Genomic DNA, 25379 nt, shown 5'->3' with positions numbered 1-25379 from the left:
TTTAGGCAATTTTATCAATCAAACCCAACCACGTCCTTCTTTTTCTTTGAACGGAACCGTTTTGGCACAGCCACCACAATTTCCTTTTCCAGTGCATCAATGGCCATTTTTTTCAGAAAATTATGCGTAGTGACAATGCTGACTTCCCGGGCGGGTTCAGGAGAACGGAAATAACGGACACGGTGCAGTTGGTCCTCATCGAAATCGACAATGCTGAGTTCGGGCAGAATCGTACTTCCCGAATTGATATCGACCATCCGTTTCAGGGTTTCCACGCTCCCCGTATTGTATTCAAATGTCCCCTCGGGTTCGAGGCTGCGTTTACGTTGGCAGATATTCAGTACCTGCCCCCGCATACAATGTCCCTCGTTCAGCAGCCACAGTTTATCACCCAGTATGTCTTCGGACGTAACTTCCTTTTTATCAAACAATTTGCTTTTGGCTGCCACGTAAGCAACAAAGGGCTCATAAAACAACGGACGTTCCACCAACGACGCGTCATGTACGGGAGTGGATAGAATACCACAATCGAGCAAACCCACTTTCAGCTCATGGAGAATTTTTTCCGTAGTATGTTCCCATATCTGCAGTTGAATCTTCGGGAATTTTTCCATGAAACTGCCCAGTACCCGGGGTAGCAGGTATGGCGCGACGGTGGGAATAACACCGATGCGCAATTCGCCTTCCAACTCCCCTTTTTTCGCCTGTACAATTTCATTTACCTTACGGCTTTCGGTGATAATGACGCGGGCTTGCTTGATGATTTCCACGCCTATTTCCGTGGGCACAACCGGCTGGCGGCTGCGGTCAAAAACACGGACACCAAGTGACTCTTCCAGCTTCTGGATCTGCATGCTTAATGTCGGTTGGGTTACAAAACATTTCTCAGCGGCGGCAACGAAACTGCGGTACGTATCCACCGCTATAATGTATTCTAATTGAACTAGCGTCATCTTATCAATTTTATTTATACAAAGATAGCAAAAACACCAAAAGTGGAGCTGTGATTTCCACAGGATCAGCAAGCACGTTAACGGAAGGAAAAAAGAATACCCCATGATCCGATATCATGGGGCAATAAAGAGAGCCGACGATGGGATTCGAACCTACGACCTACGCATTACGAATGCGTTGCTCTACCAGCTGAGCTACGTCGGCCTGCCCGGCAATGCCGGCGCAAACTTAGGGAAAGTTGCTTTTATATACAAGGGCTACTTTACCAGTGCAGCTGTTAATTCAATGTCGGCATTCAGCAACTTGGATATCGGGCAGATTTCCTTTGCCTTCTGCGCCGTTTCCTCAAACTCGGAATCGGAAATCCCGGGCACCTCCCCCTTCAGATCCAGGTGAACAACCGTAATCCGGCCATCTTCAAATGTCACTTTCGCTTCCGCGTCCAGGCTGGTTGGTGTGTATCCTTTTTCACTCAATAGAAAACTAAGCTGCATGGCAAAGCATCCGGAATGGGCTGCCGCAATCAGTTCTTCCGGATTCGTTCCCACACCGTCCTCAAACCGGGTCCGGTAAGAATATTGGGCATGATCCAGTGTCGTACTTTGGGTGGTTACCGTTCCGGCGCCGTCTTTTCCGGTACCTTTCCAAATGGCATTTGCTTTTCTTGTAAACTTCATGATTGTTCCTTTTTTAAATGAATGGTCATATTGTTAAACCGAATGATCCAAAAATGGTTTTTTATATCGGATTATTCGTCAATAAAATTAAGGATTAAAGACATAATCGCGAAAAAGCTTAATTTCGCTTCATGGATCGGCTCATTTACCTTGATAATAACGCCACCACACCGCTTGACCCGCAGGTGCTGGAAGCCATGATGCCCTATTTGACCACGCACTTTGCCAATGCCTCCAGCCTGACCCATCGTGCCGGACGGATTGCTGCGGCAGCCGTCGTTACGGCCAGGCAGCAGGTGGCGTCGCTCATCGGCTCATCGGCCGAGGAAATCACATTTACCTCCGGTGCTACTGAAGCGATCAACCTGGCGCTGAAAGGTGTTTTTGCCCGGTATCAGTCCAAGGGCCGCCATTTCATTACCTGTGTTACCGAGCATAAAGCGGTGCTCGATACCCTGGCCTACCTGGAGAAACACGGTGCGGAGGTCACGTATCTGCCCGTCAACAAACAGGGCGCAATTGATCTGCAGGACCTCGAAAATGCAATCCGACCCGATACGGTCCTGATGGCCCTCATGCATGCCAACAACGAAACCGGGGTCATCCATCCGGTAGAGAAGCTCGCGGAAATTGCCCGTCGGCACCAAATCCTATTTTTCTGCGATGCCACGCAATCTGCCGGGAAAATTCCCTGGCAGATTGCAGACTTTCCCGTTGATATGCTCTGTTTAAGCGGCCATAAATTATACGGCCCCAAGGGTATCGGTGCACTGTACGTGCGCCGTCAGAACAGGCGTATCCAGCTGGATGCATTGCTCCACGGCGGCGGTCAGGAAAATAAGCTCCGGGCCGGCACGCTGAATGTGCCGGGCATTGTCGGACTGGGTAAGGCTGCGGAAATTGCGGAAGAAACACGGGAAGTGGAAGCGTCCCGGCTGATGCGGCTTCGCGGCAAACTCGAACAGACCCTGGCCACCCTACCGGAAACCGGCATCAACGGCGCCGGGGAGCCCCGGCTGCCCCACGTAAGCAACATGACATTCCGCCACGTTAAGGCTGCGGAAATCATGGTGAAGGCACCGGATATTGCCCTTGCTTCCGGATCAGCCTGCGTCAGCGGCACCCGCGACCCATCCCATGTGCTCCTGGCTATGGGACTGGCCGAAGCGGATGCCCATGCCTCGCTCCGGTTCAGTCTGGGCAGGTTCAATACAGCGGACGACATTGACACTTGTATTCGGGAAGTCCGGGCAGCTGTTGAGTCGTTACGCGCCAGCTCACCGGTATGGCAACTGTACCGCTCGGGCGCAATAGATTAAACGGGATGTAAAAAAAGGAGAAAATACAGCTTGGCAACAACAAATAGAATTTTAATCATTGGCGCTTTTGACCGGTATAATTACGGCGATCTGCTGTTCCCGCTGATCATCGAGAAACAGCTGGAAACATACGGCCGGGATTTTGACGCACAGTTCTTCGGACTGGTAAACAGCGACCTGCAGGCAGTGGGCGGTAAGCCCACAGCGGATATTGGCGCGTTTTACCGGGCATGCGCAGCAGGTGGAGGCCACACCAGCATCATCGTTGCCGGTGGCGAAGCCATTGCAGTAACGTGGAACTCCCTTTTACTTGCCCTGAACAGCTGGTTTAAGCGCACCCATCGATTTCACCATCGCATCGGAAAGGTCTTCGACCTGAATAATTTTTCCAGGTGGGTACTGGGGGGGAAGACGGAATTGCCTTTTGTGTTTCCGAAGGCTGATTTTGGCCGGGTCGACCAGCTCATCTATAACTCCCTTGGCGGTTCGGAGCTGGACCCAGTCCTTTTCTCCCGTTTTCCGCAGCTCGCCGACCAACTCCGGCAGGTGGATTTTTTCGCTGTGCGCGACCGTGCAACCCAGGAGAAACTGGCGGTGTACGGTATTCAGACCCAGCTGTATCCGGATTCCGCTATCCTGATGTCTAAATTCTTTCCGAAAACCGTGCTGTCGGCCCGCGTGTCATCCTCCGTACGCAAGTACGTTGCCGAAAAACAGGGGCAATATATTTTCTTCCAGGTGAAAAACAGCTATGCACGGGAAAAGGAGCAGCTGATTGCCCGCCAGCTCGACCGCATTGCCACTGAAACAGACAGCGCATTGTGCTTTTGTCCGATAGGCAAAGCGCTTAATCATGACGATCACCTCGCACTCCAGCGGATCGCACCTTACCTGGAAACCACCCCTGCAGTCTTCGATGAGGTAAATATCTGGGATATTATGTACCTGATCGCAAACGCGAAAGTGTATGTGGGCACCAGCCTGCATGGTGCCATTACCGCCATGAGCTATGCTGTTCCCTATGTCGGTGTGGAAGTAACCAAGCTGAACAGTTACCTGGGAACGTGGGGTATTGAAACGCTCAGCCGGGTAGTCCCGCTCAATGAGTTATATGCCGGTGTGCAGGTCGCGATGCAGGCCGATCGGCAGGCACTCGACTTATCGCTTAAAAAGCAGCAGGGAGCCGCAGAAGCCGCTTTCGATTCCATCCAGCAGCGTGTGCTTAATTAACGGACACATGGACACCGCGATACTCCGGCCAGAGGTACAGCAATACTTACAGACGCAGCAAACCGCAGATGCGGCGCAGGTAGCGTTACGGAAAAGCCCGTTTACTGACATCCCGCCCGCGGCGCTGGCCCAGCAGGTAGAAGGCCGCCAGCGATGCCGTAAAAAACTTCCGCTGTGGCACGATACACCCGGTATCTATTATCCCATGCGAATTTCCATTGAACAGGCTTCTTCCGCACTTACGGCACAATATAAAAGCCGCCAACTACCCACCGGGGGCCGGGTCATCGATGTTACGGGCGGTTTCGGTGTGGATGCGTTTTATTTCGCCCAGCGGGTGGAGTTGCTTACGTATTGCGAACGGTATGATGTGTTGGCTCGCATTGCACAGCACAATTTCAAAGTGCTGGGTGCAACCAACGTCGACACGCATGCACTTGATGGCATAACTTACTTAAACACACAGCCGGCCGGCGTGTTCGATTGCATTTACATCGACCCTTCAAGACGTAAAAACCGGCAAAAAGTGTTTCTGCTGGAGGACTGCGAACCGGATGTTGCCGCGATGCAGGCTGAGCTGTTGGAGAAGGCACCTTACCTGTATATTAAAGCCGCTCCCCTGCTGGATATTTCCGCAGCCCTGCGTTCGCTTCATCACGTCCGCGATGTCCATATCGTCAGTGTGGATAACGAATGCAAGGAGTTGCTGTTTCTGGTTGACCGCACCTACAGCGGTGTGCCCCGGTTGATCGCGGCTGCCCTTACGCCTAACAGCGAGCGGACATTCGTGTTTACTGCTGCAGATGAAGAGGCGGCAGTTTCCGTATTCAGTACGCCTTTGAATTACCTTTATGAGCCGGACGCAGCGTTGCTCAAGGCGGGTGCGTTCAAAAGCATCGGCCAGCGGTTCGGGCTGAACAAATTGCATCCGCACACCCATTTATATACGTCAGGTGAGCAGAACCCTGACTTTATCGGCCGCACCTTCCGCATTGACCGGGTCGAACCTTACAGCACATTCAAAAAGGAGAAGCATCCTGCACAGGCCAATATCACTACGCGTAATTTTCCGCTGGACGCAGCAGCACTGCGAAAAAAACACCGGATACCCGATGGTGGCAACCGTTTCCTGTTTTTTTGTACGGGCCCGCAGGACGAGCTATTGGTCATCTTTGCATCAAAAAGCTGAACACCTGTTGCCTTTATTCAGCCAATGCGGTAATTTGTCCTCATGTCAAAAAAAGTAAAGCTATCAGCACTTGATCTGGCCAACGTAATCGCGGGTGGAAACGCGGCTTCCGCCATTGCCCGCACGGTGGAGTTGGCGCAGCAGATTGAACAATTGGGATATACACGCCTTTGGCTGGCCGAACATCATAACATGGAATACATCGCCAGTTCGGCCACCGCGGTATTGATTGGCCACGTCGCCGCACATACCCGGCACATCCGGATCGGGTCCGGTGGCGTCATGTTGCCCAACCACGCACCCCTCGCCGTTGCAGAGCAGTTTGGCACACTGGAAACAATGTATCCGGGGCGGATCGATCTGGGATTGGGCCGTGCACCCGGCACCGACCAGCTTACGGCCATGGCGCTTCGCCGCAACAATCCGAACGCCGTATATCATTTTCCTGAAGATGTCCGCGAATTACAGCTGTATTTCAGCGACGATAATGTCAGCGGGCGTGTACGGGCGTTTCCCGGAGAGGGGTTGGATATCCCGATATGGATCCTGGGTTCCAGTACTGACAGCGCTTACCTTGCCGCCGAAATGGGCCTTCCTTATGCTTTTGCTGCCCATTTTGCACCACGGCAGTTCCGGAATGCCATTGCGCTGTACCGCACGCATTTTAAACCTTCGGCCCAGCTGGCACAGCCGTATGTCATGGCATGTGTAAATGTCCTTGCTGCCGATACCGATCAGGAGGCCGAACTACTGGCCAGCAGCCTCTACAATATGTTTCTGGGCGTGATCACCAACACCCGCAAGCCCCTGCAGCCCCCGGTTGTCGATGTGCGGACGTACTGGCCAGCGGACATCAGGGCCGCAGTTGATCAGATGCTGGCCTGCACATTCACCGGCAGTCCGGACTCGCTGCGCCCGCAATTGGAAAAATTCATTGAAGAAACCGGTATTGACGAACTAATGACCACCGGATATATCTATGACAGCGGTGCCCGGCTTAAATCGTTCCGGTTGTTGAAGGAGGTTTTGGGGTAGCCTTGGGTTCCAGGCCGGTTACCCCTCCGGAAACGACCAGCTTCATCGCGTCCGTAGCGGTCATATTCAGGCGTTTTACACGTTCTGTCTTGACAATAGCAATCTGTCCTGCAACGGAATAAGCAAAGGGAAAATAGACAATCACCTCCCCTTCCAGGCCAATCTTGCTCAGGTCGCGCTGGGTAAGGAAACCCACGCGCTTAAATCCTGTTTCATTGATTTCCACCATCACCGGCTCATTGAATTTCTTCGCATCACCAACAAAGGCTTCCGTAAAATCCTTAATGGACGAATACAGGGTATTAAACAGCGGTATCCGGTTGATCAGGCTATTAAACCAGTTGTAGATCGGCTCGGTGACCACATTGGTAAAGATCATGCCCACCACAACCAGGATCAGGATAACCGTAAGGATACCCAATCCCGGAACATACAGCGGCCTTCCATGTTCGTCTTCCCAGAACCAGCTGCTGAGGTTCAATGCGGAGTCGACACTCGCTACAATCCATACCATGAGAAAAAGCGCGCCCGCCAACGGAAGCACCACCAACGTACCTTTAATCAGGTAGTTAAAAAATAATCGGATTGTTCTCTGTTTTCGCATACGTCATACATTTTATTCCTGATAATATACCCGCTTAACCCGTTGGGATACGCCGGCAAGCAGTTCATAGGGAATCGTGCCAATGGTACGGGCCAGCGCTTCAACATCGCCGAAAACCACTGCTTCATCCCCTTCTTCAACGGAGACATCCGTTACATCAAGCATGCACATGTCCATGCAGATATCCCCCACCGTGGGTACTGCCGTCCCGCGTACCAGCATCTGGCCAACTCCATTGCCAAACCGGCGGTCGTAGCCATCGGCATAGCCGATCTTGACGGTCGCAATAACACGGTCGTGCGTGCTGGCGCCCCGACGGCCATATCCCACCGTATCACCGGCGGGGACAGTCCGCAGCTGGGTAACCGTCGTCTTCAGTGTACCTACCTGCTGCAGTGCCAATGGCGGCTCGCCAGCACCGATGCCATACAGTCCAATGCCCAGGCGAACCATGTCAAACTGCGCCTGCGGCCAGCGCTGAATCGCCGCAGTATTGGAAATGTGTCGGAGAAAAGCATAACCCAGCGCGTCCTGTAACCGTCCGGTAAACTCATGGAAGGCAGCCAGCTGCTCCAGCGTAAACGCGTCATGAGCCGGTTCACCGGCTGCTACCAAGTGCGAAAATACCGATTGCACCCGGACAGTATCTGTCGATTGCAGCCGATCCGCCAACAGCTTTACGTCACCGGTTGAGAAACCTAGACGGTGCATACCGGTATCTACCTTAATATGAACCGGATAGTCGGTTATTTTCCGCTCATCAAGCAACCGGATAAAGTCATCGAGCACGGAAAAACTGAAAAGTTCGGGCTCTAAGCGATGTTGCAGCAACGCGTCAAAGGAAGCCACAGCCGGGCTCATCACCATAATGGGCAGACGGATACCTGCCCTGCGCAGCTCCACTCCTTCGTCCACATAAGCCACAGCAAGGTAATCGACCCGGTTAAATTGCAGCAGATTGGCAATCTCAAAGCTCCCGCTGCCGTAAGAAAATGCTTTCACCATTACCATCAGCTTCACGTCGTCCGATAACCGGGCGCGATACTGATTCAGGTTATGCTCCATTGCGTTCAGGTTGATCTCAAAGATGGTTTCGTGCGATTTAGTCGTCAACGCCCGGCTGATGCGCTCAAATGCGAACTTCCGTGCACCCTTGAGCAATATCGTTTCATCACGCAAAGCCAATTCCGGAAGAGCCTCCAATAAGTGGTCGACATCCTGAAACGCATAATGCGTCAGAAACCGGAACTTATCCCGGTGCCGGAGAAAGGTATCACCCACGGATATTAATTTGTTTACTTTGTTGTTGTACAACAATTTAGATACCGAGTTATATATTTCTTCTTCATTATTAGCGCCGTCCGGTATATCCGATAATACAACTGTATAGGTTGGGTGCTGGTGCTGCTGTTTCAGGAAATTAAGCGCAATGGACAACGACGAAAGATCATTGCTATATGAATCATCGATAATGGAACAATGATTGATCCCCTGCTTCATTTCCAGCCGCATTTCAATTGGACGAAGTCGGGCCATACGGGTCTCAATCGTAGCCTGCGGATAACCCATAGCCAGCAACACGGCCCAGCAGCAGGTTGCGTTTTCCCTGGCGGCATCGTCGGCGAACGGAATGGAAATATTGACATCCCCTCCCGCGTACCGGGCATGGATACGGCAGCCCCGGTCCGGCAACGGCTCATATCCCGTTACTTCAAGTACCGTCCCCTGTGGTCCCCAGGTAAAATGACGGCCCGAGGCTGGAATAACCGCGTCCCCAGTGTAATCCGGATTGTAAACCACCTGCGGCACGTCAGAAAACAACCTGATTTTTTCATTTATTTTAGTCTGTAGCGAAGGAAAACCGGCATCATGGGCCGGTCCGATGTTGGTAAGCACGCCGATTGTCGGTTTAATCATACGCTGCAGAGGCTCCATTTCACCCACCTCACTGATTCCTGCCTCGATCAGGGCCAGATCATGCGCATCATCCATCTCCCACAGCGAAAGAGCCACACCCAACTGGGAATTATAACTCTTCGGGCTGCGCGCAATACGGTATTCCGGTGCCAACAGCTCATACAGCCATTCTTTCACGATAGTCTTTCCATTGCTGCCCGTAATCCCGATAACCGGATAATTAAACCGGCTCCTATGGAAAGCCGCCAGTTCCTGCAGCGCGGTTAAGGGTGAACGGACGATCAGGAAATTGGCCTCCGGAAATTGCGCAACGTCAATCCGGTGCTCGGCAATCACAAAATTACGCACACCGGCGGCGTAAGCTTCCGGAATGTACTGGTGGCCGTCACGCCGGCCCGCCAGGGCAAAAAACAGCCCATGTTCGGTATCGATCAGCTTGCGGCTATCGTACAACAGGCTGTTAATCTGCGTAACCGGACCGCCTATAACAGTCCGCACGGCAGTGATTGCCGCAATTACGGTATCCAACGTATATCGCTGTTTGTGCATATTTGCCACGAATTTCAGCATTTTTTAGGTACTGCAAGAATTTTTTGGCATTTTGGACACATGGATGACGCTCATGCACACCGGAAACAGGTACTGACCCCTGCACAGGCCAGGTCAAAGGCCGAAAGCTATTGCGCGTACCAGGAACGCTCACAGCAGGAAGTGCGCGATAAACTCTATTCGTGGGGCCTGCACCGGACCGATGTGGAGGCCACTATTGCGGAATTGATCGCCGACAATTTTCTGAATGAGGAACGATTTGCGATGGCGTACGTATCCGGAAAGTTTAACGTCAAACGTTGGGGAAAGCTTAAGATAAGACAGGGCTTAATAACCAAAGCTGTATCAAAGCCCTTAATCACTGTCGCATTAAATAGCATTGACGACGCGCAATATCGCCTGACATTGCAACACCTACTCCAGAAAAAAGCAGCGATGCTTTCCACGGACAATCCCTATAAGCGCAAACACCAGCTGCTGCAATACGCCGCCGGCAAGGGTTATGAAAACAGTGTCATTCTGGAAATATTGAGTGACAACGAATTATAATGCACCCTTCCATTTTTTGAAAAAAATATTTGGCATACATATAAAACTCGCTATATTTGCATCACCAAAACGGTAAACGATCACCGTTTTCAGGCGAAAGTAGCTCAGTTGGTAGAGCGCAACCTTGCCAAGGTTGAGGTCGCGAGTTCGAACCTCGTCTTTCGCTCCAAGAGATCCCTTCTTCTTGCAAAAAGAGAAGGGATTTATTGTTAGGTAACAACCCATTTGCCTGGATGGTGGAACTGGTAGACACGCAGGACTTAAAATCCTGTTCCCGTTAAAGGAGTGCGGGTTCGATTCCCGCTCCAGGTACGTAAGCAAATGAAAAGCCAGGGACAGTATCCCTGGCTTTTTCCGTTTAAAGACAACCGGTACTGGCCGGCGGTCTACCGCGGCCGTTTACTGTACAACCTGCGCGCCCCCTATCCATACTTCGGCAATCTGTTGCAGGTTCCTGATGTCATCGAGCGGGTTCCCATCCAACACAACCAGGTCGGCCCAATAACCCGGCTTCAGCAGACCGATATCTTTCAGCTTCATGCAGGGAATGGCATTGCCGGTGGCCGATTGTATTATTTCCATGGGTGTCATCCCTGCCTCTGCCATCAGCTGCATTTCCATATGCTCAAAATAGCCAATAAACCGGGCGGGCATTCCGCTGTCGGTACCCATGATAATGGGGACTCCGCGATCGGACAATATTTTCATATTAGCCATCGCAACGGGTAACTGGCGTTTGTAAGTCTGCGCGCTTATGCTGTTTCGAACTTGCTGCTGTCTTTCCGGATCAAGCAATGGCTGGATTTCTTCCCGGCTATATACACGCAGAAAGAACGGGTCATCAAAAAATGCCGCTGTATCCTCGTATACGTAAGTGGACACTTCCCGGGTAAGTGTCGGACAATAGCAGGCGTTCCGGGCCTTCATCAGATCAATCAAGGTGTCATCTACCTGCTGATCACGTATGCTGTGGGCCACCAGGTCGGCCCCCGACTGAAGCAGTTTCTTTGCATCATCCAGGTAATAGGTATGCACGGCGAGCTGATAGCCCAGTTCATGCGACCGGTCAATAACAGCTTGATAGATTTCCGCCGGCATTTTTTTGCTGGTTCCCAGGTTATCGTCCACGCGGATCTTCATAAAATCCACACCCATCCGGTGATTACTGTCTACCACGGCAACGGCTTCTTCGGGGGTGTTGCCATTGATGACCTCGCCGGCAATATACAGCCGTGCCCGCTGATTGGCGGTTGTGTCGTTCACAAACCGCATCGGAACGGCTTCCTTCCGGTCGCCTCCGAGGCTCACTACCGTGGTAATGCCATACTGCGCATAGCGTTCCAGGTCATGGGCGGCATTTTCAGCGGAATAATGGCCGCCTTCCACCCCCTTGACATCACCTACGTGTCCATGTGTATTAATCAATCCGGGGATGACGGTCTTGCCCGTAACATCCCTGATTTTGGTATTTTCCGGAAGCGTAACCTGATCCCGGGAGCCCACCGCAACAATGCGGCCGCCGTGCATCAGCACAACGCCATCGCTGATTGGAGCTGCGCCACTGCCATCAATGACCGTGCCCCCTACAAAAGCCGTATATGCGGATTCCTCCGTGGTGCGGTCGGCCCCGCAGGCAGTAAATAATAACAGTAAAGAAACTACGGTTAGGTATTGGAATGTTTTCATCAGCGCTGGTTTTACAGGTAATTACGACTTAAAAATAGCGACTTTTTTCCGCTCCTGTTCCCACAGAACAAAAAAATTACCAAGTCTCGGCCGCACCGGCCGGCGTTGGCTATACTGCAAAACTTTGTTATCTTGGTACCGGTCTTCCTTAGGATCCCGTTAACATGCCGGTTCAAACTACGATAAAAGACATCGCCCAGGCACTTGGAATTTCAGTGGCTACCGTATCCCGCGCCCTGCGCGATACCTACGATGTCAGTGAAACCACGCGCGAACGGGTGTTAAAAAAAGCCGAGGAGTTAAATTACAAGCCCAATGTGTATGCTGTGGGACTTGCCGGCGGCAAATCAAAAAATATCGGCATCATATTGCCGGCTATTAACCATTACTATTTTTCCACTGTGATCACGGGCATTCAGGAAACTGCCTACCGCGAGGGATATAACATCATCCTTTTTGTCACCAACGATGCCGCGGAACGGGAAACGGCCATTATCAGAAACCTGAATCCGCTGCACCTGGATGGCATCCTGATTGCTGCTTCTTCGGCCGACGATGCCGTTCCGGTTTTTGAAATGCTACTGCAGAACATACCAGTCGTTTTTTTTGACCGCGTGCTGCCGGATATTGCAACATCACACGTCAGGCAGGACGATTACAATGGTGCCGTTGCCGCAACCGAGCACTTGTTAGCACAGGGGTACCGCCGCATTGCACACCTCGCCGGGCCGCCCGACCTCGACTTCACGTTACGCCGTAAGCAGGGCTATCTGGATACCCTAGCCAAATCGGGACACCCCGTACGGGAGGAATGGATGGTTCATTCGGGTTTTTCCCAACAGGACGGGTTCAGTGACATGGAACGCCTGCTGGCGCTGGCTGATCCGCCCGATGCGGTGTTTGCTGTCAATGACCGGAAGGCCATCGGTGCCATGCTGGCACTGAAAGCACACGGCATCGCCATCGGCCCGGAAATCGGGGTCATCGGCTTCACCGGCGATCCATCGGGCGAAATCATTTCGCCATCCCTCACCACGGTCGCGGAGCCTGCCTACGATATCGGTAAGCAAGCCTGTGAATTGCTGATCAGCCACATCACCCGGAGCACATTCCAGCCACGTGAAGTCGTTCTTCCCGGAAAACTACTGATCCGCGATTCCACCCGCAGGTGTCTGTAATAAGGAGGCCGATTCCTCATCGAGAAAGAAATAGCAACTGGGGTGGGTCTGTAAAATACTCGCCGGATACCGGTTGCTTACCGGCTGTTCCAGACTGTCTTTAACGGCCTGGGCCTTTCTGCGGTCGGGCACTGAGCAGATAATGTGTGTCGATTTGAGTATTTGCTTCACCGACATGCTTATCGCCTGCCGGGGTACTTCGCTGATGTCGGCAAACCAACCCTCATTGCACTGCTGTGCCCGGCAGGGCTCATCAAGGTCCACAACGAGGTACGGGGCCTCCGTCTCAAAATCCGCAGGCGGATCGTTGAAGGCGAGATGGCCATTTTCGCCGATCCCCACCAGTGCCACATCCACGGTAATTCCACTGATCCGGTCAGCCAGTGCGTCAATGACCGATACGGGATCCGACTCACCATCAATCAGGTAGGCTGCCTTCAATGGTCCGGTTCTGGCCAGCACACGCTCTATCAGGTATTTACGGAAACTAGCCGGGTGATGCACCGGTAGGTCAATGTATTCGTCCAGATGGAATAACGTAACCGCGGACCAGTCGATCTCCCCATCCTGCAGTAACGTGTTGAGGGTTTCAAACTGACTGGTGCCCGTGGCGACAATAATAAAGGCTTCCCCCCTTTCGGCAATCGCTTTCTTGATATACGTTGCCGCCAATCTTCCGGCCTTATCGCCAAGTGCCTTTGCATCTGCTGAAATAATAACGTTCATGATAATAATTTATACTGTTGAATAATGTTAAGCACTGATAACCTGTGTTGTACCCCCGGCAGCTAATGAAATATCGACGGGTTGATTCGTTTTCCACGACCCCCCGGTAAAATCCGGAATAGGGATCGGCTGGCTGCCGTTCGCCACGGACCATTCCGACAGTGGCGACACCACGCTCCACGATGCGGCGTCATAGACGTCCATATCCACTGGCAACCCGTTCCGCAGGCAGTCAATTAACCGCCAGTCCATAAGAAAGTCCATGCCGCCATGCCCTCCGATTTCCCGGGCAAGTTCCCCGAGCTTCCGTACCAGCGGCGGCGTATGCTGGGCTTCCAGTGCGCTGACTTCGGCCTCATCCAGCCAGCCCGTGTGACTGTTGGATATCCGTCCGGGCAATGGATATTTCTGTGCCGTTCCCTTGGTACCGCTCAACAGGTGGATGCGGCTATAGGGTCTGGGCGATGTCACGTCGTGCTGAAGCATGATGGTCCGTCCCCGTTTGGTCCGGATGACACTGGTATTCATGTTCCCCCGGATGTTGTCGCCGATATACGGTTGGTAAGAAGGATCTTCGGATAGCTTTTCCTTTGCCGCGGCGCCGATCATAAAATCATTGGATGCCATGGAAACCATGTAGTCCATGCAGTCGCCGCGATTAACGTCCATTGCCTGGCAGATCGGTCCCAGGCCATGCGTGGGATACAGGTTTCCGTTGCGCCGCGTATTTTCCTTCAGCCGCCAGAGATCGTAACGCTTTTCACGGTCGAAGAAACTGTCCATAATATCGTGGATGTATGCCCCCTCACCGTGGATTAATTCACCGAAGAATCCCTGCCTGACCAGGTTAAGGGTCAATAGCTCAAAGAAATCGTAACAGCAGTTTTCCAGGATAACGCAGTGCCTGCGGGTGCGTTCCGAAGTTTCCACCAGCTTCCAGCAATCCTCCACCGTGGTAGCAGCCGGGATTTCAACCGCCACATGTTTGCCCTGTTCCATGGCATAAAGTGCAATCGGTGCATGCAGTTCCCAATGGGTACAGATGTAAACCAGATCGACATCATCGCGTTCACATACCTGCCGCCAGTCCTCCGCCTTTCCGCCATATAGCTGCGGCTTATGCCCCGGGCGTTTGATCCGGGCTTCGGCAACCTTGGTCCGTTCCTCCCGGATGTCGCACAGGGCAACGATGGACACGCCTTCGATGTAACTTAACCGCTCCACCGCAGCGGCTCCACGGTTGCCCACACCGATGAAAGCCACACGCACCTGGTCCATTTTGGGTGCCGCATATCCACTCATGTTAAATGCCTGGGTATGGGACTGCATCGCGTACTTCCGGATATGGCCAAGGGCCGATTCCTGTTCGGGATTACCGGCTCCGGAACAGGATACCATTGCCGGGGTGGCTGCCAGCCCGATCCCGGCGAGGCCGGACAGTTTCAAAAATGCTCTTCGGTTTCTTTTCATATTTGGTTTATTTAGGATAAATGGTTCGGACTATTCAAACCGGACATCCACCTGCCGGTCCGCAATACGCTGCATGGTCTTGAAAAAACCCCAGTGTGCCCGCAACGCGGTAGCATCCAGCGGGCGACCGGAAAGGGTACACGGATTCCGGAAGGTTATGGGTCCGTTCGCCAATGCAGCCAGCATGCCGATATCACCCCACGGAAGAATACCCGGAACATGGACGCTCATGTTGTAATGGTCAACCCCTTCCGCGGTATCAAAAAGGTAGCTTACCGGAGTGTCTACAACGGTGATCTTGCTTGGTAGGGGGGTAAAAGGCGCTGCATACAACGCTGCCAGCCCCGCTTCGCGGAATCCGGTTAGCTGGATGGCCGCCTCGGGATACTGCGACTGCACCCATTGCATTGCCAGGCACAGCTCACCGGCCCACTGCCCCATCATCGTTTGGCCCAGCCATAGCATGGAACGGGATAACGTGTGGTGCGGACTTAGCTTGCCGTCTATTTGCGTCGCCGTGACGGAACCATGCGATCCGGTGCCCCACAAATCCAGGGTAAGAATTCCCTTTCCCTCCGCCGTGATATCCGAGACGGCCGATGCGGGCAATCGGTCGCGGCCCTGGCCGTGAACCAGCACGGCAATACCGGCCGCAGGATTGGCAGGTTGCTTTAGCCAAATCGGCAATACATTGCCGGATGCCGTTATCAGTTGCACGGCTTGCCGGCCGTCGGTCACTAACTGTGGGTTCACCTGCCGAAGCTGCGCTTCCTGCAGACCGAGAAGCTGCCGCAACCGGTGTTTCTTTTTTTCAGGTTCAATGGACGACACCTGCATCAGCGCTTCCCGGATCCGGTGTCCCTCGCCCGTACAGAAGGTCGCCGTTGTCTGTACAGCGGCTTCACGCGCTCCCGGACCGTATGTGGCCAGTTCTCCGGCACTGCGGATTTCTGCAGCTGATACGGGCAGTGGCGGTTCATTGGCTGGCCGCTGCTTAAGGTGCCTGTTAAACCAGGCAATCATCGATGCCTGCATTGCCACATTGTAGCCATGCGTGCCGGCTATTACCTGGTGGTCGATGTGGTTTCCCACGTCCAGCTGCTCGAATATTGGCTGTGCATAACGATAACTCCGCTGCATTTCCGCCGGCATAAACGACGGGTTTGCTTCTTCCCCGGCGTTGATGACCCGGAGGGCACGCGGGGCAATCAGCCCCAGTACGCCGGCTTCTTCAGTAAAAGTGAGCCCCCCCGGCAATAACTCGCATACACAGTTGCTGTTCATGATATACGACTGAAATGTACCTACGCTGACTACCGGGACAACCGCCCTGACACGGGTGTCCAAAGCGGCCAGCCACATGGCCTGGTTTCCTCCCCCGCTGGCACCGGTTGCCCCAATACGGTCATGGTCCACATAGGGCAGCGTACACAACAGGTCCACCGCACGGATATTTTCGGTAACCTGCATACCCAGCAGCGTTTTTCCGATATTCAATAGCGAAGCGCCGAGATTACTGCCGTGGTATTCTTCCACCCCGGCAACGGTCGAACGTTCGCCGGCGCCCCATGCGTCCGGCACCAGGCAAACATACCCATGCCGTGCAATGTATTGTGCAACCTCCTGGAACAGTACGGAATTCCGGGCACCTTCCCAATGGCCGTGTGTCAGTACAATACCCGGATGTGGTCCTTCCCCCGAAGGGATGTAGAGACTGGCGGTGGCAAACACGTCCGGAAGCGTCTGGTACCGGATGGCTGCAACCGTCAGCCCCTGTAACGGTATCCGTTTTGTTTCTTTCAGCAGCAGCGGCAATTGGGGATAAAACGCAACTCCGGTCTGTGCAACGATATGCTCCCTCAGCTGTGCTGCTGTTTCCTCCCAGGCAACTGCCTGAAGGGTATGCCAATGCCGGTCAGCTGCCTCCGCAGCCTGCGTGCGTAGCTGCCGGGCCAGCGGATCGTCGATAATTCCCCTGTGGTTACGGTGGCCCGCAAGGAGATCAGCAGATGGGAAGTTTTTCATAACCGGTCAATATGGTGATACAGACACTTATGTGCCTACCAAAAATAACCGTTGTGGCGTTAGCAGACAAGCATTGATCAGCCAAAATTACCGAGAACGTTACCGAAATTCAGTATCTTGCTGCCGTTAATACCAATTAAACGAATGAAAAGAAGAAATTTCCTGCAACTGGCCGGGGCCTCCGCAGCGCTGGCGCTTTTTCATGGACATTCCACAGCAGCGCCTGCCGGAAACCACCGGAAAGTACACGCCATCACCGGCACCTGGTTTGAGTTCCAGCATCACAGTGAAGTGGAGGGAACCTACTGGAATCCGGCGTTGGCGGCATTTACGGCGGACGACTGGGAAGCAAAGGTTGCGGAAATCGCCGGGACCGGCATCCGCTACCTGGTATTGCTGGATGTGGCGATCTATGGCAAAAGTTTTTACCCCTCAGCCCTATTGCCCCAACACGCGTTGACCGATAACGATCCCCTGGAAACCGTGCTTTCGGCAACGGATAAGCATCAGCTACGCGTATTTATGAGTAATGGTTTTTTTGGCGACTGGCGGAACCCGGCGTTCCTGATGCAGGATAAAGACATACACCTGTTGCGCGTAAGGGCCATGGAGGAGCTCACTGGGAAATATGGCCATCATCCCAGCTTTTACGGCTGGTATTACCCCAACGAAACGGGCATTAACGGCCATTTCGATGATAATTTCATCCAATATGTGAACAAATGCTCGCTGGAAGCCCATCGGCTGACACCCCGAGCGAAAACACTGATTGCACCCTACGGCACAAGAAACGTAGCGGCCGACGACGGCTACGTGGCGCAGCTCGACCGGCTGGACGTGGATTTTATTGCCTATCAGGACGAAATCGGCGTGCAGAAAACCCGGGTGGATGAAAGCACGGCAATCTTTGAAAAACTGCACCGCCTGCACCGTAAATCAGGCCGGAACGAGCTATGGGCTGATGTCGAGGTTTTTGCATTTGAGGGGGAGGTCTATCGCTCGGCCTTATTGCCCGCTGCCCCGGAACGGGTGCTGGCACAGCTTGGGGCACTGGCTGAACTGGTGGAACAGGTATTCATATACCAATATACCGGGATGATCAACCGGCCCGGGTCACCGGTAACGATCGGCTACCGTGGACAACACGACCTGTATACGGCCTTAACGGAAGCGGGATGGCTGAAGCGCCGGTAACGAGCGCCTCAGATATTCGCCCAGCCATGTGCCAGCACGTCGGCCAGGTGCATGGTTTTAATGGGCAGTTGATGCTTGGTGATGTAGGCCTGCAGCTGCATGAGGCAGGAAGCGTCCGTGGAAATAAGGTAATCGGCTTCCATTTCCAGCGCATGATGCACTTTCTGTTCGGCCATGGCACTGGATATCGCCTCAAACTTCACGGCAAATGTACCGCCGAAGCCACAACAGGTCTCGGTATCACGCATTTCCACGAGTTCCAGGCCATCCACCCGTTCCAGCAACTGGCGGGGTTCCTCTTTGATGCGGCATTCCCGCAGGGCCGAACACGAATCGTGGTATACAGCCCGTCCTTCCAGCTCTGCCCCGAAGTAATCCTTTTTCAGCACGTTCACCAGAAAAGAGGATAATTCATGGATATTGCCCTGTATTGTCCGGCAATGGTTGTGGATCACGGTATTGGTAAACAAGTCGTCATATGCATTTTTGACCATTCCCGTGCACGATGCGGACGGTGAAACAATCGGGTGTTCGCCGGAAAAATCATTCAGGAATTTCTGCCCGACCTGTTTTGCCTCGTCCCAGAACCCGGCATTGTAAGCCGGCTGGCCGCAGCAGGTCTGCTGTGGGTTGTAGATTACCGTGCAGCCTGCTTTTTCCAGTACGCGCACGGTGTTAAAGGCCGTCTCCGGAAATAGCTGATCAATAAAACAGGGGATAAATAGCTGTACAGTCATATGTCGTTAACGGCAAAGTTAGCGCAATATTGGAAACCCGGGAACAAAAATATCATTTCATGGCTTGCGGCGCTCATTCCAGTATATGGGCCGCTATATAGGATACGGCAATCACTTTTCTTCCGCAGCATCCCAGCCGGGGACATAATATTCGGCCGTGCGGATCGCTTCCTGCTTTGCTTCGGTTTCCTGGCCAAGGCGATGCAGCAATTCTGCCCGGTACCGGTGGTCCTGCCCGGCCACGTAAGAATCAGGAAATGAACGGGCGGAACGCGTGAAATATTCATAGGCTTCCCGCCATGCAGCCGAATCTGTTTTATTCATCAGGGCAAGACCCGCGGCATAGTCGTCGTGCCATTTCTTGGCTACGGGGCTCATCCGGTCAGCTTCCTGCAATCCCCGGAATGGGGGGATCTGTGCGACGATGGAATTTTTAGCATGGATCGGCAGCACCGGTGCACTGAAGTAGTTGATCAGCGCATCGAGGTATGCTTCGGCTTCCCGCCTGTTGTAAACGGTATCTTTAAGCCGCTGCTCTTCGGGCGGATGGGTAAAAAACGAAGCCTCTGCCAATACCGCCGGAATGCCGTAGGTACCCCGCAGTACTGCAGCTCCGGCATCGGCAAAGACCGTATGGTCCGAAACGATGCTTACCGGCACATCTTTTTGGTACATGTGTTTCCGGAATGCTTCTGCCAACGCTTCGCCGAGCCGGACACCGGCGAGGTTTTCACTGATATTGCCATGGAAATAAATAATCGGAAAATTTACCGCGTCGTCGGCCGTTGCATTGTGGTGGATGGAAAGAAATACGTCCGCATCATTTTCCCGTGCAAGCTCCGCACGGCGGGCTAACGGCACCTGTTCATCAATCGTCCGCGTCATGATTACCCTGGCTCCGTGTGCCTCAAGCAGCTGCTGTAAATATGTACTCACGCGGAGGTTGACCCATTCTTCCCGCTCACCGGTCGGCCCCTGACGGTAACTGTCAGTCGCCGCGGTGCCGCCATGACCCGGGTCAATGCAGATAACCTTGCCTGCGAGCGGGCCCGATTGGGCAAACGCACTTCCGCCCGGCGCCACGCTCATTAAAACGACTGCACACGATACGATGCTGCCAAAAAGGAAATTAACTGTTTTTTTCTTGTAATTCATCTTGTTCTTGTTAGCGTTCACATGGTGGTTTGTGTCCTTAGGCCGTACAACATACGACAAAAATTCAGCATATTAAACATATTGCCGCTATGCAGCGATAAAAACGGGACATTCCCTGTGTCTCCACGATAAAAAACAACCAGCGGTTACTGACCACTTACCCGCGAAACCCGGAGCATCCGCCACAGCAACGCCAGCCCGATAAGAAAAAATATACCCAGACACAATGCCGAGTAACGGATATTATGGGTGATCTGTTCAATAAGCGCAAAGGAAAATAACCCCAGCACAATGGCCACCTTTTCGGTCACGTCATAAAAACTGAAAAACGAAGCCGTATCCACTTCATCCGTCGGCACCAGCTTGGAATAGGTGGAGCGTGATAGCGACTGGATACCCCCCATTACCAGTCCCACAAGTGCAGCAAGGCAATAAAACTGTACTTCATGGGTAATGTAGAATGCGGAGATACAAATCCCCGTCCAGATACAAACCACGAGCATCAGTACCCGGACATTGCCGATATACCGGGCCAGCAGTGACATCAGGTAGGCCCCCGCAATCGCGACCAGCTGGATAATCAGAATCGTGGCAATTAACTTCGGCGCGCCAAGATGCAGCACTTTCTCACCAAAAGAGGCCGCTACAATCATAACCGTCTGCACTCCCATGGCATAAAAGAAAAATGCGGGTAAAAAACGTTTAATTTCCGGGATCTCCCTCAACCTACGCCAAACCGCCGCCAGTTCGGAAAACCCTTTTTTCACCACATGCCTGGTAACACGCTGGCCATTGTACGTGTTTTTGGGAAGCTTCCGAAACGGGATCTGTGCAAAACCGATCCACCAGAGGCCGACCAGCAAAAAGGATAGCCGTGCTGGAAAACTCGGATCCGTGATACCGAACCACTCGGGTTTCAGTACAAAAACAAAACAGATGATCTGCAGGGTCACACAGCCCACATAACCGTAGGCAAATCCCTGCGCACTTACGCGGTCCTGCTGGTCCTTGGTGGCAATCTGGGGTAAATAGGAATTATTGAACAGCACACCGCCAACGTACCCCATGGCCGCCAGTGTAAAGCAGATTATGCCCCATTCGAGCGTTTCCAGTTTAAAAAAGAACAGCCCCATACAGGCAATACCGCCCAGGTAGGTAAAGGCCATCATAAATGATCGTTTATTTCCCTTAAAATCGGCAATAGACGACAGCATAGGCAGGACAAGTGCCATCAGCAGGTAAGCAAAGGACAGTGCAAAGTTGGAAAGCGCCGTATTGATCAGATTGATCCCAAAAAAAGAAACCCGGTCGCCATGCGTCTCCGTGGTTGTAATCGCGGTATAATACGCCGGAAAAATGGTGGACGTGATGACCAGGTTATAAGCGGAATTTGCCCAGTCAAACATGGCCCATGCCCGGATGGTGGGTTTGTGGTTTTTAGGTGTTGATAATTGTTCCATTCTGCGGACTAAGATAGAAAATAGCCGGTACAATCACAGCAACCCGCTGGTACTTCCATTTACCCTGGTTCGGCCTCCGGGCAACGCCCGTACAGGATGAAGCCAGTGTGAGTCCAGTAGTTTTCCGAAAAAAGGTGGACTTACCCTGGACTCACTCTGGACTTATATTGGACTCACACTGGACTCAGTCCAACGCGGGTACGGCCCGGTTCCGACGGTGGCCCGGTCAACCGGCGACATCGATTCAACGCCAGATCGTATTCTTCGGGCAATCAATTATTATTATCTTTATGCCTTCATTATGTTTATATCTGCGATCTGCCGGACCACATCATTCGTTTCAGGCGGGCCATCGCAGGTTGAAGCATCATAATCAACTGAATACAGCGCTTTAAATCGACTGAAAACACATGAGAACAGGACAGCTGCCGGTACAGGCCGGTATATTAGCCGCACTTACTTTGTTTGCCGCTTGCGGTGGTGGCGGAACGGACGGAGAACAGGCTTCCGCGGGCCATACCGCATCGGTTATCGTTTCGGAAAAAGTCCGGTTTTCCATTGACACCCTGCACACGGGGATGGAAAACCCCTGGGGGATGACCTGGCTGCCTGATGGGCGGCTGTTGGTCACGGAACGGAACGGCGAAATCCTGGTTTTCGAAGGCGACCGCTACAGCGGGGAAAAGCTAACGGGATTTCCGGAAACTTACCGGAACGGGCAGAGCGGCCTGCTGGATATTCAGGTGCATCCTGACTATGAAAACAACGGCTGGATTTATGCTACATATGCTAAACCTGCAAATGGCGGCGGAAGTACCACGTTGGTCCGCTTCCGGTTAACAGATAACCGGGTCGACCAATTGGAGGAACTGTACCAAACCGGTCCCGTCACCGACTCACGTGTACATTTTGGTAGCCGGATTGTATTTGACGACGACGGCTACCTTTATTTCAGCACCGGCGAGCGGGGCACAAAGGAAAATGCCCAGGATCTTTCCAATGATATGGGCAAGATACATCGGCTGCACGATGATGGCAACATTCCGGCCGACAATCCATTTGGTGACACGCCCAATGCCCGGCCCAGCATCTGGTCATACGGGCACCGCAATGTGCAGGGCATGGCCTATGACCGCGCAAATAATGTGATCTATGCCACCGAACACGGTCCACGTGGCGGCGACGAGCTCAATATCATTGCAAAAGGCCGTAATTACGGCTGGCCGGTGATCACCTACGGCATTGATTACGACGGGGCCATCATTTCGGACCTTACCGAAAAGGAAGGCATGGAGCAGCCTATTCAATATTGGGTACCCTCCATTGCTACCTGTGGTCTGCTTTTCTACACCGGCGACCGATACCCGGGATGGGAAAACAGCCTGTTCAGCGGCGCGCTGGCCGGCATGCATGTGGCGCGGATAACGGTAACCGGCGGAATATACCGGCACGAGGAAAAGCTGTTACAGGATATCGGTCGCGTGCGCCAGGTGGCCCAGTCGCCCGACGGCTATATATATGTACTTACTGAAGGGCCGGGCCTTTTACTGAAATTGATCCCGGCCGGGGGTTAGGCATCGTCAGTGGCGGCAAGAAAAGCCTATGACGTTTATTTTATCTGGTGTATCTTTGCATAACGATGAATACAGAACAACTGCTTCAACGCGCGCTTCAATTTGACTTTCTTTCGGTCGACGAAGGCGTTTACCTGTATAAAAATGCAGCAACGGCGGATTTGACCTACGTAGCCAATGAACTGCGGAAAATCCAGGTGCCCCACGGCAAAGTGACCTGGCAGATCGACCGTAATGTGAATACCACCAACGTATGCATTGCCAACTGCAAATTCTGCAATTTTTTCCGTAGACCGGGCCATGCCGACAGCTACATTACCGACATCGAAACGTATAAACAGAAAATCGAGGAAACGTTCCGGTACGGGGGCGACCAGCTGCTGCTGCAGGGCGGCCACCATCCTGACCTGGGGCTGGAATTTTACACCACCCTGTTCAGGCAGCTAAAAGAACTGTACCCCACACTTAAACTGCATTCCCTGGGCCCGCCCGAGATTGCACACGTGGCCAAACTGGAGCAGATGAGTCACATTGATGTACTGAAGGCACTCCAGGACGCGGGGCTCGATTCCCTTCCGGGAGCCGGTGCCGAGATCCTTAACGATCGCGTCAGGCGGCTGATCTCCAAAGGAAAATGCGGCGGACGGGAATGGCTGGATGTCATGCGGGCAGCCCACCAGATCAACCTTCCGACTTCCGCGACGATGATGTTTGGCCATGTGGAAACAATAGCCGAGCGTTTTGAACACATGGTCTGGGTCCGGGAGGTGCAGGAAGAACGCCCCCGGGATGCGCACGGATTTATCGCATTCATTCCCTGGCCTTTCCAGGACGATGGCACATTACTTAAGCGCCTGCGCGGCATCACCAACGATGTGACCGGCGAGGAGTATATCCGCATGATTGCCCTTAGCCGTATCATGTTGCCCAATATAAAAAACATCCAGGCCTCGTGGCTGACTGTCGGAAAACGCGTTGCACAGCTCTGCCTGCACGCGGGGGCAAATGACTTTGGATCGATCATGATTGAGGAGAATGTGGTATCCGCTGCCGGCGCACCGCACCGGTTTACGTCTGCCTCCATTCAGCAGGCCATCCGGGAGGCCGGCTTCGAGCCACAGCTCCGGACACAGAAATATGAATTCCGGGAATTACCGGCAGTAATGGAAGAACAGGTGATTGATTATTGAGTTCATTCGATAAAAAATTGGAAAAGCTGATCTGCGAAATAGAGGCCCTGATCTATGCATCGGAATACGGGATTACCCCTGCGGAGATCAGGCAGGTCATGGAAACCGTTATTGAAAAGCCCCTTGACGAGCAGGAGATCCACTCCGTTCTCAGTGAAATTGAACGCCGCTATCAACAGGAGGACCGGGTGATGGAGCTCCGGATGGTAAATAGCGCTTACCAGTTCCTGACCAAACCCCGGTTTTACGGGACGATCAACCAGCTGCAGGCACACCGGGCCAAAAAGAAGCTCAGTCAGGCCGCATTGGAAACATTGGCCATCATCGCTTACCGCCAGCCGATCACGAAACTGGAAATTGAACAGATCCGTGGCGTTAACTGCGATTATTCGGTTCAGCGCCTGCTGGAAAAGGAACTGATCGTTATCGCCGGCAAATCCGAAAGCGTCGGCCGGCCGATTCTTTACGGCACCAGCAGTCTTTTTATGGATCATTTCGGCCTGAACAGCGTGGCGGATCTTCCGAAATTAAAGGAAATTGTAGCGGAAAGCAACACTATAGGAGAATCAACAAACTAGCAATCAGTTATTTATCTTCACATCCATTTTTTTTTAAAAAAAGTGACAGGAAGTTAAAAACTTGTTATTTTTATCCTTGTTAAAAAACAGTATACAATAAAACATAATTATGAAAACGCTAAGGATGCAAGACAATGAATTAGCAATTTTGGAGGATGAGGTGTTAGCCGTTTTGGACAAGGGGCCTGATGACGATGACGACACAGACGGTTTTTTAGAAGAGGGAGATGACTTTGAATTGGATGAGTTCGATTCAATGGATGATTTTGACGACTTTGACGACGACGACGATTACGCGTAAACGTCTCCGTATTTGAAAGACTGTTTACGCAGGTCCACGAAACCCCATACGAGAAAGCTGAGGTCACCTATACCATCATATC

Annotated in this window: 22 protein-coding genes and 3 tRNA genes; 13 read left to right on the top strand and 12 right to left on the bottom strand. The window is 52.8% G+C overall.

Annotation, left to right across the window (positions count from 1 at the left end; genetic code table 11):
• Window positions 1-14 precede the first annotated feature (14 nt).
• The 3 genes from NEV57_RS01590 to NEV57_RS01580 form a co-directional block, all read right to left on the bottom strand.
• Window positions 15-953, bottom strand: coding sequence for a hydrogen peroxide-inducible genes activator (locus NEV57_RS01590; RefSeq protein WP_257656530.1), 939 nt, complete (start codon window positions 951-953; stop codon window positions 15-17).
• A 132-nt stretch (window positions 954-1085) separates the two neighbouring features.
• Window positions 1086-1158 (bottom strand) — tRNA-Thr (locus NEV57_RS01585).
• A gap of 53 nt (window positions 1159-1211) precedes the next feature.
• On the bottom strand, window positions 1212-1631 hold the full coding sequence (locus tag NEV57_RS01580) for an OsmC family protein (protein WP_257656529.1): 420 nt from the start codon (window positions 1629-1631) through the stop codon (window positions 1212-1214).
• A gap of 131 nt (window positions 1632-1762) precedes the next feature.
• Here NEV57_RS01580 and NEV57_RS01575 point away from each other — a divergent pair, with 131 nt between their 5' ends.
• The 4 genes from NEV57_RS01575 to NEV57_RS01560 are packed head-to-tail and all read left to right on the top strand — an operon-like array spanning window position 1763 to window position 6404.
• Window positions 1763-2950, top strand: coding sequence for a cysteine desulfurase family protein (locus NEV57_RS01575; protein ID WP_257656528.1), 1188 nt, complete (start codon window positions 1763-1765; stop codon window positions 2948-2950).
• 30 nt (window positions 2951-2980) lie between these two features.
• The gene (locus tag NEV57_RS01570; RefSeq protein ID WP_257656527.1) at window positions 2981-4180 is read left to right on the top strand and encodes a polysaccharide pyruvyl transferase family protein; all 1200 of its coding nucleotides are present in this window, start codon (window positions 2981-2983) and stop codon (window positions 4178-4180) included.
• A 7-nt stretch (window positions 4181-4187) separates the two neighbouring features.
• Window positions 4188-5369, top strand: coding sequence for a class I SAM-dependent methyltransferase (locus NEV57_RS01565; protein WP_257656526.1), 1182 nt, complete (start codon window positions 4188-4190; stop codon window positions 5367-5369).
• Between the two features lie 42 nt (window positions 5370-5411).
• Window positions 5412-6404: an LLM class flavin-dependent oxidoreductase gene (locus tag NEV57_RS01560; protein WP_257656525.1), complete on the top strand. Its 993-nt coding sequence runs from the start codon at window positions 5412-5414 to the stop codon at window positions 6402-6404.
• Here NEV57_RS01560 and NEV57_RS01555 read toward each other — a convergent pair.
• Both NEV57_RS01555 and NEV57_RS01550 read right to left on the bottom strand, forming a co-directional pair.
• Entirely contained in the window at window positions 6367-7008 is a 642-nt protein-coding gene (locus tag NEV57_RS01555) for a DUF502 domain-containing protein (protein ID WP_257656524.1), read from the bottom strand. The two genes, NEV57_RS01560 and NEV57_RS01555, sit on opposite strands and share 38 nt — an antisense overlap.
• Window positions 7009-7020: 12 nt before the next feature.
• Window positions 7021-9474, bottom strand: coding sequence for a bifunctional UDP-N-acetylmuramoyl-tripeptide:D-alanyl-D-alanine ligase/alanine racemase (locus tag NEV57_RS01550; RefSeq protein ID WP_257656523.1), 2454 nt, complete (start codon window positions 9472-9474; stop codon window positions 7021-7023).
• A 60-nt stretch (window positions 9475-9534) separates the two neighbouring features.
• On the opposite strand from NEV57_RS01550, the gene NEV57_RS01545 reads away from it, so the two are divergent.
• From NEV57_RS01545 to NEV57_RS01535, 3 genes are all read left to right on the top strand, one after another.
• Window positions 9535-10023 carry a regulatory protein RecX gene (locus NEV57_RS01545; RefSeq protein ID WP_257656522.1) on the top strand — a complete coding sequence of 163 codons (489 nt, stop codon included), beginning with the start codon at window positions 9535-9537 and terminating at the stop codon, window positions 10021-10023.
• A 93-nt stretch (window positions 10024-10116) separates the two neighbouring features.
• A tRNA-Gly gene (locus NEV57_RS01540) sits at window positions 10117-10192 on the top strand.
• 58 nt (window positions 10193-10250) lie between these two features.
• Window positions 10251-10335 (top strand) — tRNA-Leu (locus NEV57_RS01535).
• An 87-nt stretch (window positions 10336-10422) separates the two neighbouring features.
• Here NEV57_RS01535 and NEV57_RS01530 read toward each other — a convergent pair.
• A complete protein-coding gene (locus NEV57_RS01530; RefSeq protein ID WP_257656521.1) occupies window positions 10423-11709 on the bottom strand; it encodes an amidohydrolase family protein in 1287 nt (428 codons plus the stop codon).
• Between the two features lie 164 nt (window positions 11710-11873).
• Between NEV57_RS01530 and NEV57_RS01525 the strand changes: the two genes are divergently transcribed.
• Window positions 11874-12887 carry a LacI family DNA-binding transcriptional regulator gene (locus tag NEV57_RS01525; RefSeq protein WP_257656520.1) on the top strand — a complete coding sequence of 338 codons (1014 nt, stop codon included), beginning with the start codon at window positions 11874-11876 and terminating at the stop codon, window positions 12885-12887.
• Here NEV57_RS01525 and NEV57_RS01520 read toward each other — a convergent pair.
• The 3 genes from NEV57_RS01520 to NEV57_RS01510 are packed head-to-tail and all read right to left on the bottom strand — an operon-like array spanning window position 12852 to window position 17108.
• Window positions 12852-13613, bottom strand: a complete 762-nt coding sequence (locus NEV57_RS01520) for a glucosamine-6-phosphate deaminase (protein ID WP_257656519.1) — start codon at window positions 13611-13613, stop codon at window positions 12852-12854. The two genes, NEV57_RS01525 and NEV57_RS01520, sit on opposite strands and share 36 nt — an antisense overlap.
• Window positions 13614-13640: 27 nt before the next feature.
• Window positions 13641-15083 carry a Gfo/Idh/MocA family protein gene (locus NEV57_RS01515; protein ID WP_257656518.1) on the bottom strand — a complete coding sequence of 481 codons (1443 nt, stop codon included), beginning with the start codon at window positions 15081-15083 and terminating at the stop codon, window positions 13641-13643.
• 30 nt (window positions 15084-15113) lie between these two features.
• Window positions 15114-17108, bottom strand: coding sequence for an alpha/beta hydrolase family protein (locus NEV57_RS01510; protein WP_257656517.1), 1995 nt, complete (start codon window positions 17106-17108; stop codon window positions 15114-15116).
• A gap of 144 nt (window positions 17109-17252) precedes the next feature.
• Here NEV57_RS01510 and NEV57_RS01505 point away from each other — a divergent pair, with 144 nt between their 5' ends.
• Complete coding sequence (locus NEV57_RS01505) at window positions 17253-18302, top strand: DUF4434 domain-containing protein (RefSeq protein ID WP_257656516.1); 1050 nt, start codon at window positions 17253-17255, stop codon at window positions 18300-18302.
• Between the two features lie 8 nt (window positions 18303-18310).
• Here NEV57_RS01505 and NEV57_RS01500 read toward each other — a convergent pair whose 3' ends face one another.
• From NEV57_RS01500 to NEV57_RS01490, 3 genes are all read right to left on the bottom strand, one after another.
• On the bottom strand, window positions 18311-19039 hold the full coding sequence (locus NEV57_RS01500) for a (Fe-S)-binding protein (protein WP_257656515.1): 729 nt from the start codon (window positions 19037-19039) through the stop codon (window positions 18311-18313).
• A 111-nt stretch (window positions 19040-19150) separates the two neighbouring features.
• Window positions 19151-20194, bottom strand: a complete 1044-nt coding sequence (locus NEV57_RS01495; RefSeq protein ID WP_257656514.1) for an N-acetylmuramoyl-L-alanine amidase family protein — start codon at window positions 20192-20194, stop codon at window positions 19151-19153.
• 146 nt (window positions 20195-20340) lie between these two features.
• Entirely contained in the window at window positions 20341-21654 is a 1314-nt protein-coding gene (locus NEV57_RS01490) for an MFS transporter (RefSeq protein WP_257656513.1), read from the bottom strand.
• Between the two features lie 410 nt (window positions 21655-22064).
• Between NEV57_RS01490 and NEV57_RS01485 the strand changes: the two genes are divergently transcribed.
• The 4 genes from NEV57_RS01485 to NEV57_RS01470 all read left to right on the top strand — a co-directional run bounded on the left by NEV57_RS01485 (window position 22065) and on the right by NEV57_RS01470 (window position 25297).
• Window positions 22065-23228 (top strand): PQQ-dependent sugar dehydrogenase, encoded by a 1164-nt coding sequence (locus NEV57_RS01485; RefSeq protein ID WP_257656512.1) that lies wholly within the window; start codon window positions 22065-22067, stop codon window positions 23226-23228.
• Window positions 23229-23293: 65 nt separating this feature from the next.
• Window positions 23294-24418 (top strand): cyclic dehypoxanthinyl futalosine synthase, encoded by a 1125-nt coding sequence (gene mqnC, locus NEV57_RS01480; protein ID WP_257656511.1) that lies wholly within the window; start codon window positions 23294-23296, stop codon window positions 24416-24418.
• A gap of 17 nt (window positions 24419-24435) precedes the next feature.
• Window positions 24436-24996, top strand: coding sequence for an SMC-Scp complex subunit ScpB (gene scpB / locus NEV57_RS01475; RefSeq protein ID WP_257656510.1), 561 nt, complete (start codon window positions 24436-24438; stop codon window positions 24994-24996).
• 109 nt (window positions 24997-25105) lie between these two features.
• The gene (locus NEV57_RS01470) at window positions 25106-25297 is read left to right on the top strand and encodes a hypothetical protein (RefSeq protein WP_257656509.1); all 192 of its coding nucleotides are present in this window, start codon (window positions 25106-25108) and stop codon (window positions 25295-25297) included.
• Window positions 25298-25379: the final 82 nt, after the last annotated feature.

Origin of the sequence: Parapedobacter lycopersici (assembly GCF_024643285.1) — a bacterium.
Lineage (GTDB): Bacteria > Bacteroidota > Bacteroidia > Sphingobacteriales > Sphingobacteriaceae > Parapedobacter > Parapedobacter lycopersici.
The sequence above is the reverse complement of the archived record's forward strand: the minus strand, read 5'-3'. Positions and strand labels throughout refer to the sequence as shown.

Excerpts from the sequence above, each read along its gene's own strand:
- NEV57_RS01590 (WP_257656530.1), bottom strand. The coding sequence starts at position 953 with ATGACGCTAGTTCAATTAGAATACATTATAGCGGTGGATACGTACCGC.
- NEV57_RS01580 (WP_257656529.1), bottom strand. The coding sequence starts at position 1,631 with ATGAAGTTTACAAGAAAAGCAAATGCCATTTGGAAAGGTACCGGAAAA.
- NEV57_RS01575 (WP_257656528.1), top strand. The coding sequence starts at position 1,763 with ATGGATCGGCTCATTTACCTTGATAATAACGCCACCACACCGCTTGAC.
- NEV57_RS01565 (WP_257656526.1), top strand. The coding sequence starts at position 4,188 with ATGGACACCGCGATACTCCGGCCAGAGGTACAGCAATACTTACAGACG.
- NEV57_RS01560 (WP_257656525.1), top strand. The coding sequence starts at position 5,412 with ATGTCAAAAAAAGTAAAGCTATCAGCACTTGATCTGGCCAACGTAATC.
- NEV57_RS01555 (WP_257656524.1), bottom strand. The coding sequence starts at position 7,008 with ATGCGAAAACAGAGAACAATCCGATTATTTTTTAACTACCTGATTAAA.
- NEV57_RS01550 (WP_257656523.1), bottom strand. The coding sequence starts at position 9,474 with ATGCACAAACAGCGATATACGTTGGATACCGTAATTGCGGCAATCACT.
- NEV57_RS01545 (WP_257656522.1), top strand. The coding sequence starts at position 9,535 with ATGGATGACGCTCATGCACACCGGAAACAGGTACTGACCCCTGCACAG.
- NEV57_RS01530 (WP_257656521.1), bottom strand. The coding sequence starts at position 11,709 with ATGAAAACATTCCAATACCTAACCGTAGTTTCTTTACTGTTATTATTT.
- NEV57_RS01525 (WP_257656520.1), top strand. The coding sequence starts at position 11,874 with ATGCCGGTTCAAACTACGATAAAAGACATCGCCCAGGCACTTGGAATT.
- NEV57_RS01520 (WP_257656519.1), bottom strand. The coding sequence starts at position 13,613 with ATGAACGTTATTATTTCAGCAGATGCAAAGGCACTTGGCGATAAGGCC.
- NEV57_RS01515 (WP_257656518.1), bottom strand. The coding sequence starts at position 15,083 with ATGAAAAGAAACCGAAGAGCATTTTTGAAACTGTCCGGCCTCGCCGGG.
- NEV57_RS01510 (WP_257656517.1), bottom strand. The coding sequence starts at position 17,108 with ATGAAAAACTTCCCATCTGCTGATCTCCTTGCGGGCCACCGTAACCAC.
- NEV57_RS01505 (WP_257656516.1), top strand. The coding sequence starts at position 17,253 with ATGAAAAGAAGAAATTTCCTGCAACTGGCCGGGGCCTCCGCAGCGCTG.
- NEV57_RS01500 (WP_257656515.1), bottom strand. The coding sequence starts at position 19,039 with ATGACTGTACAGCTATTTATCCCCTGTTTTATTGATCAGCTATTTCCG.
- NEV57_RS01495 (WP_257656514.1), bottom strand. The coding sequence starts at position 20,194 with ATGAATTACAAGAAAAAAACAGTTAATTTCCTTTTTGGCAGCATCGTA.
- NEV57_RS01490 (WP_257656513.1), bottom strand. The coding sequence starts at position 21,654 with ATGGAACAATTATCAACACCTAAAAACCACAAACCCACCATCCGGGCA.
- NEV57_RS01485 (WP_257656512.1), top strand. The coding sequence starts at position 22,065 with ATGAGAACAGGACAGCTGCCGGTACAGGCCGGTATATTAGCCGCACTT.
- mqnC (WP_257656511.1), top strand. The coding sequence starts at position 23,294 with ATGAATACAGAACAACTGCTTCAACGCGCGCTTCAATTTGACTTTCTT.
- NEV57_RS01470 (WP_257656509.1), top strand. The coding sequence starts at position 25,106 with ATGAAAACGCTAAGGATGCAAGACAATGAATTAGCAATTTTGGAGGAT.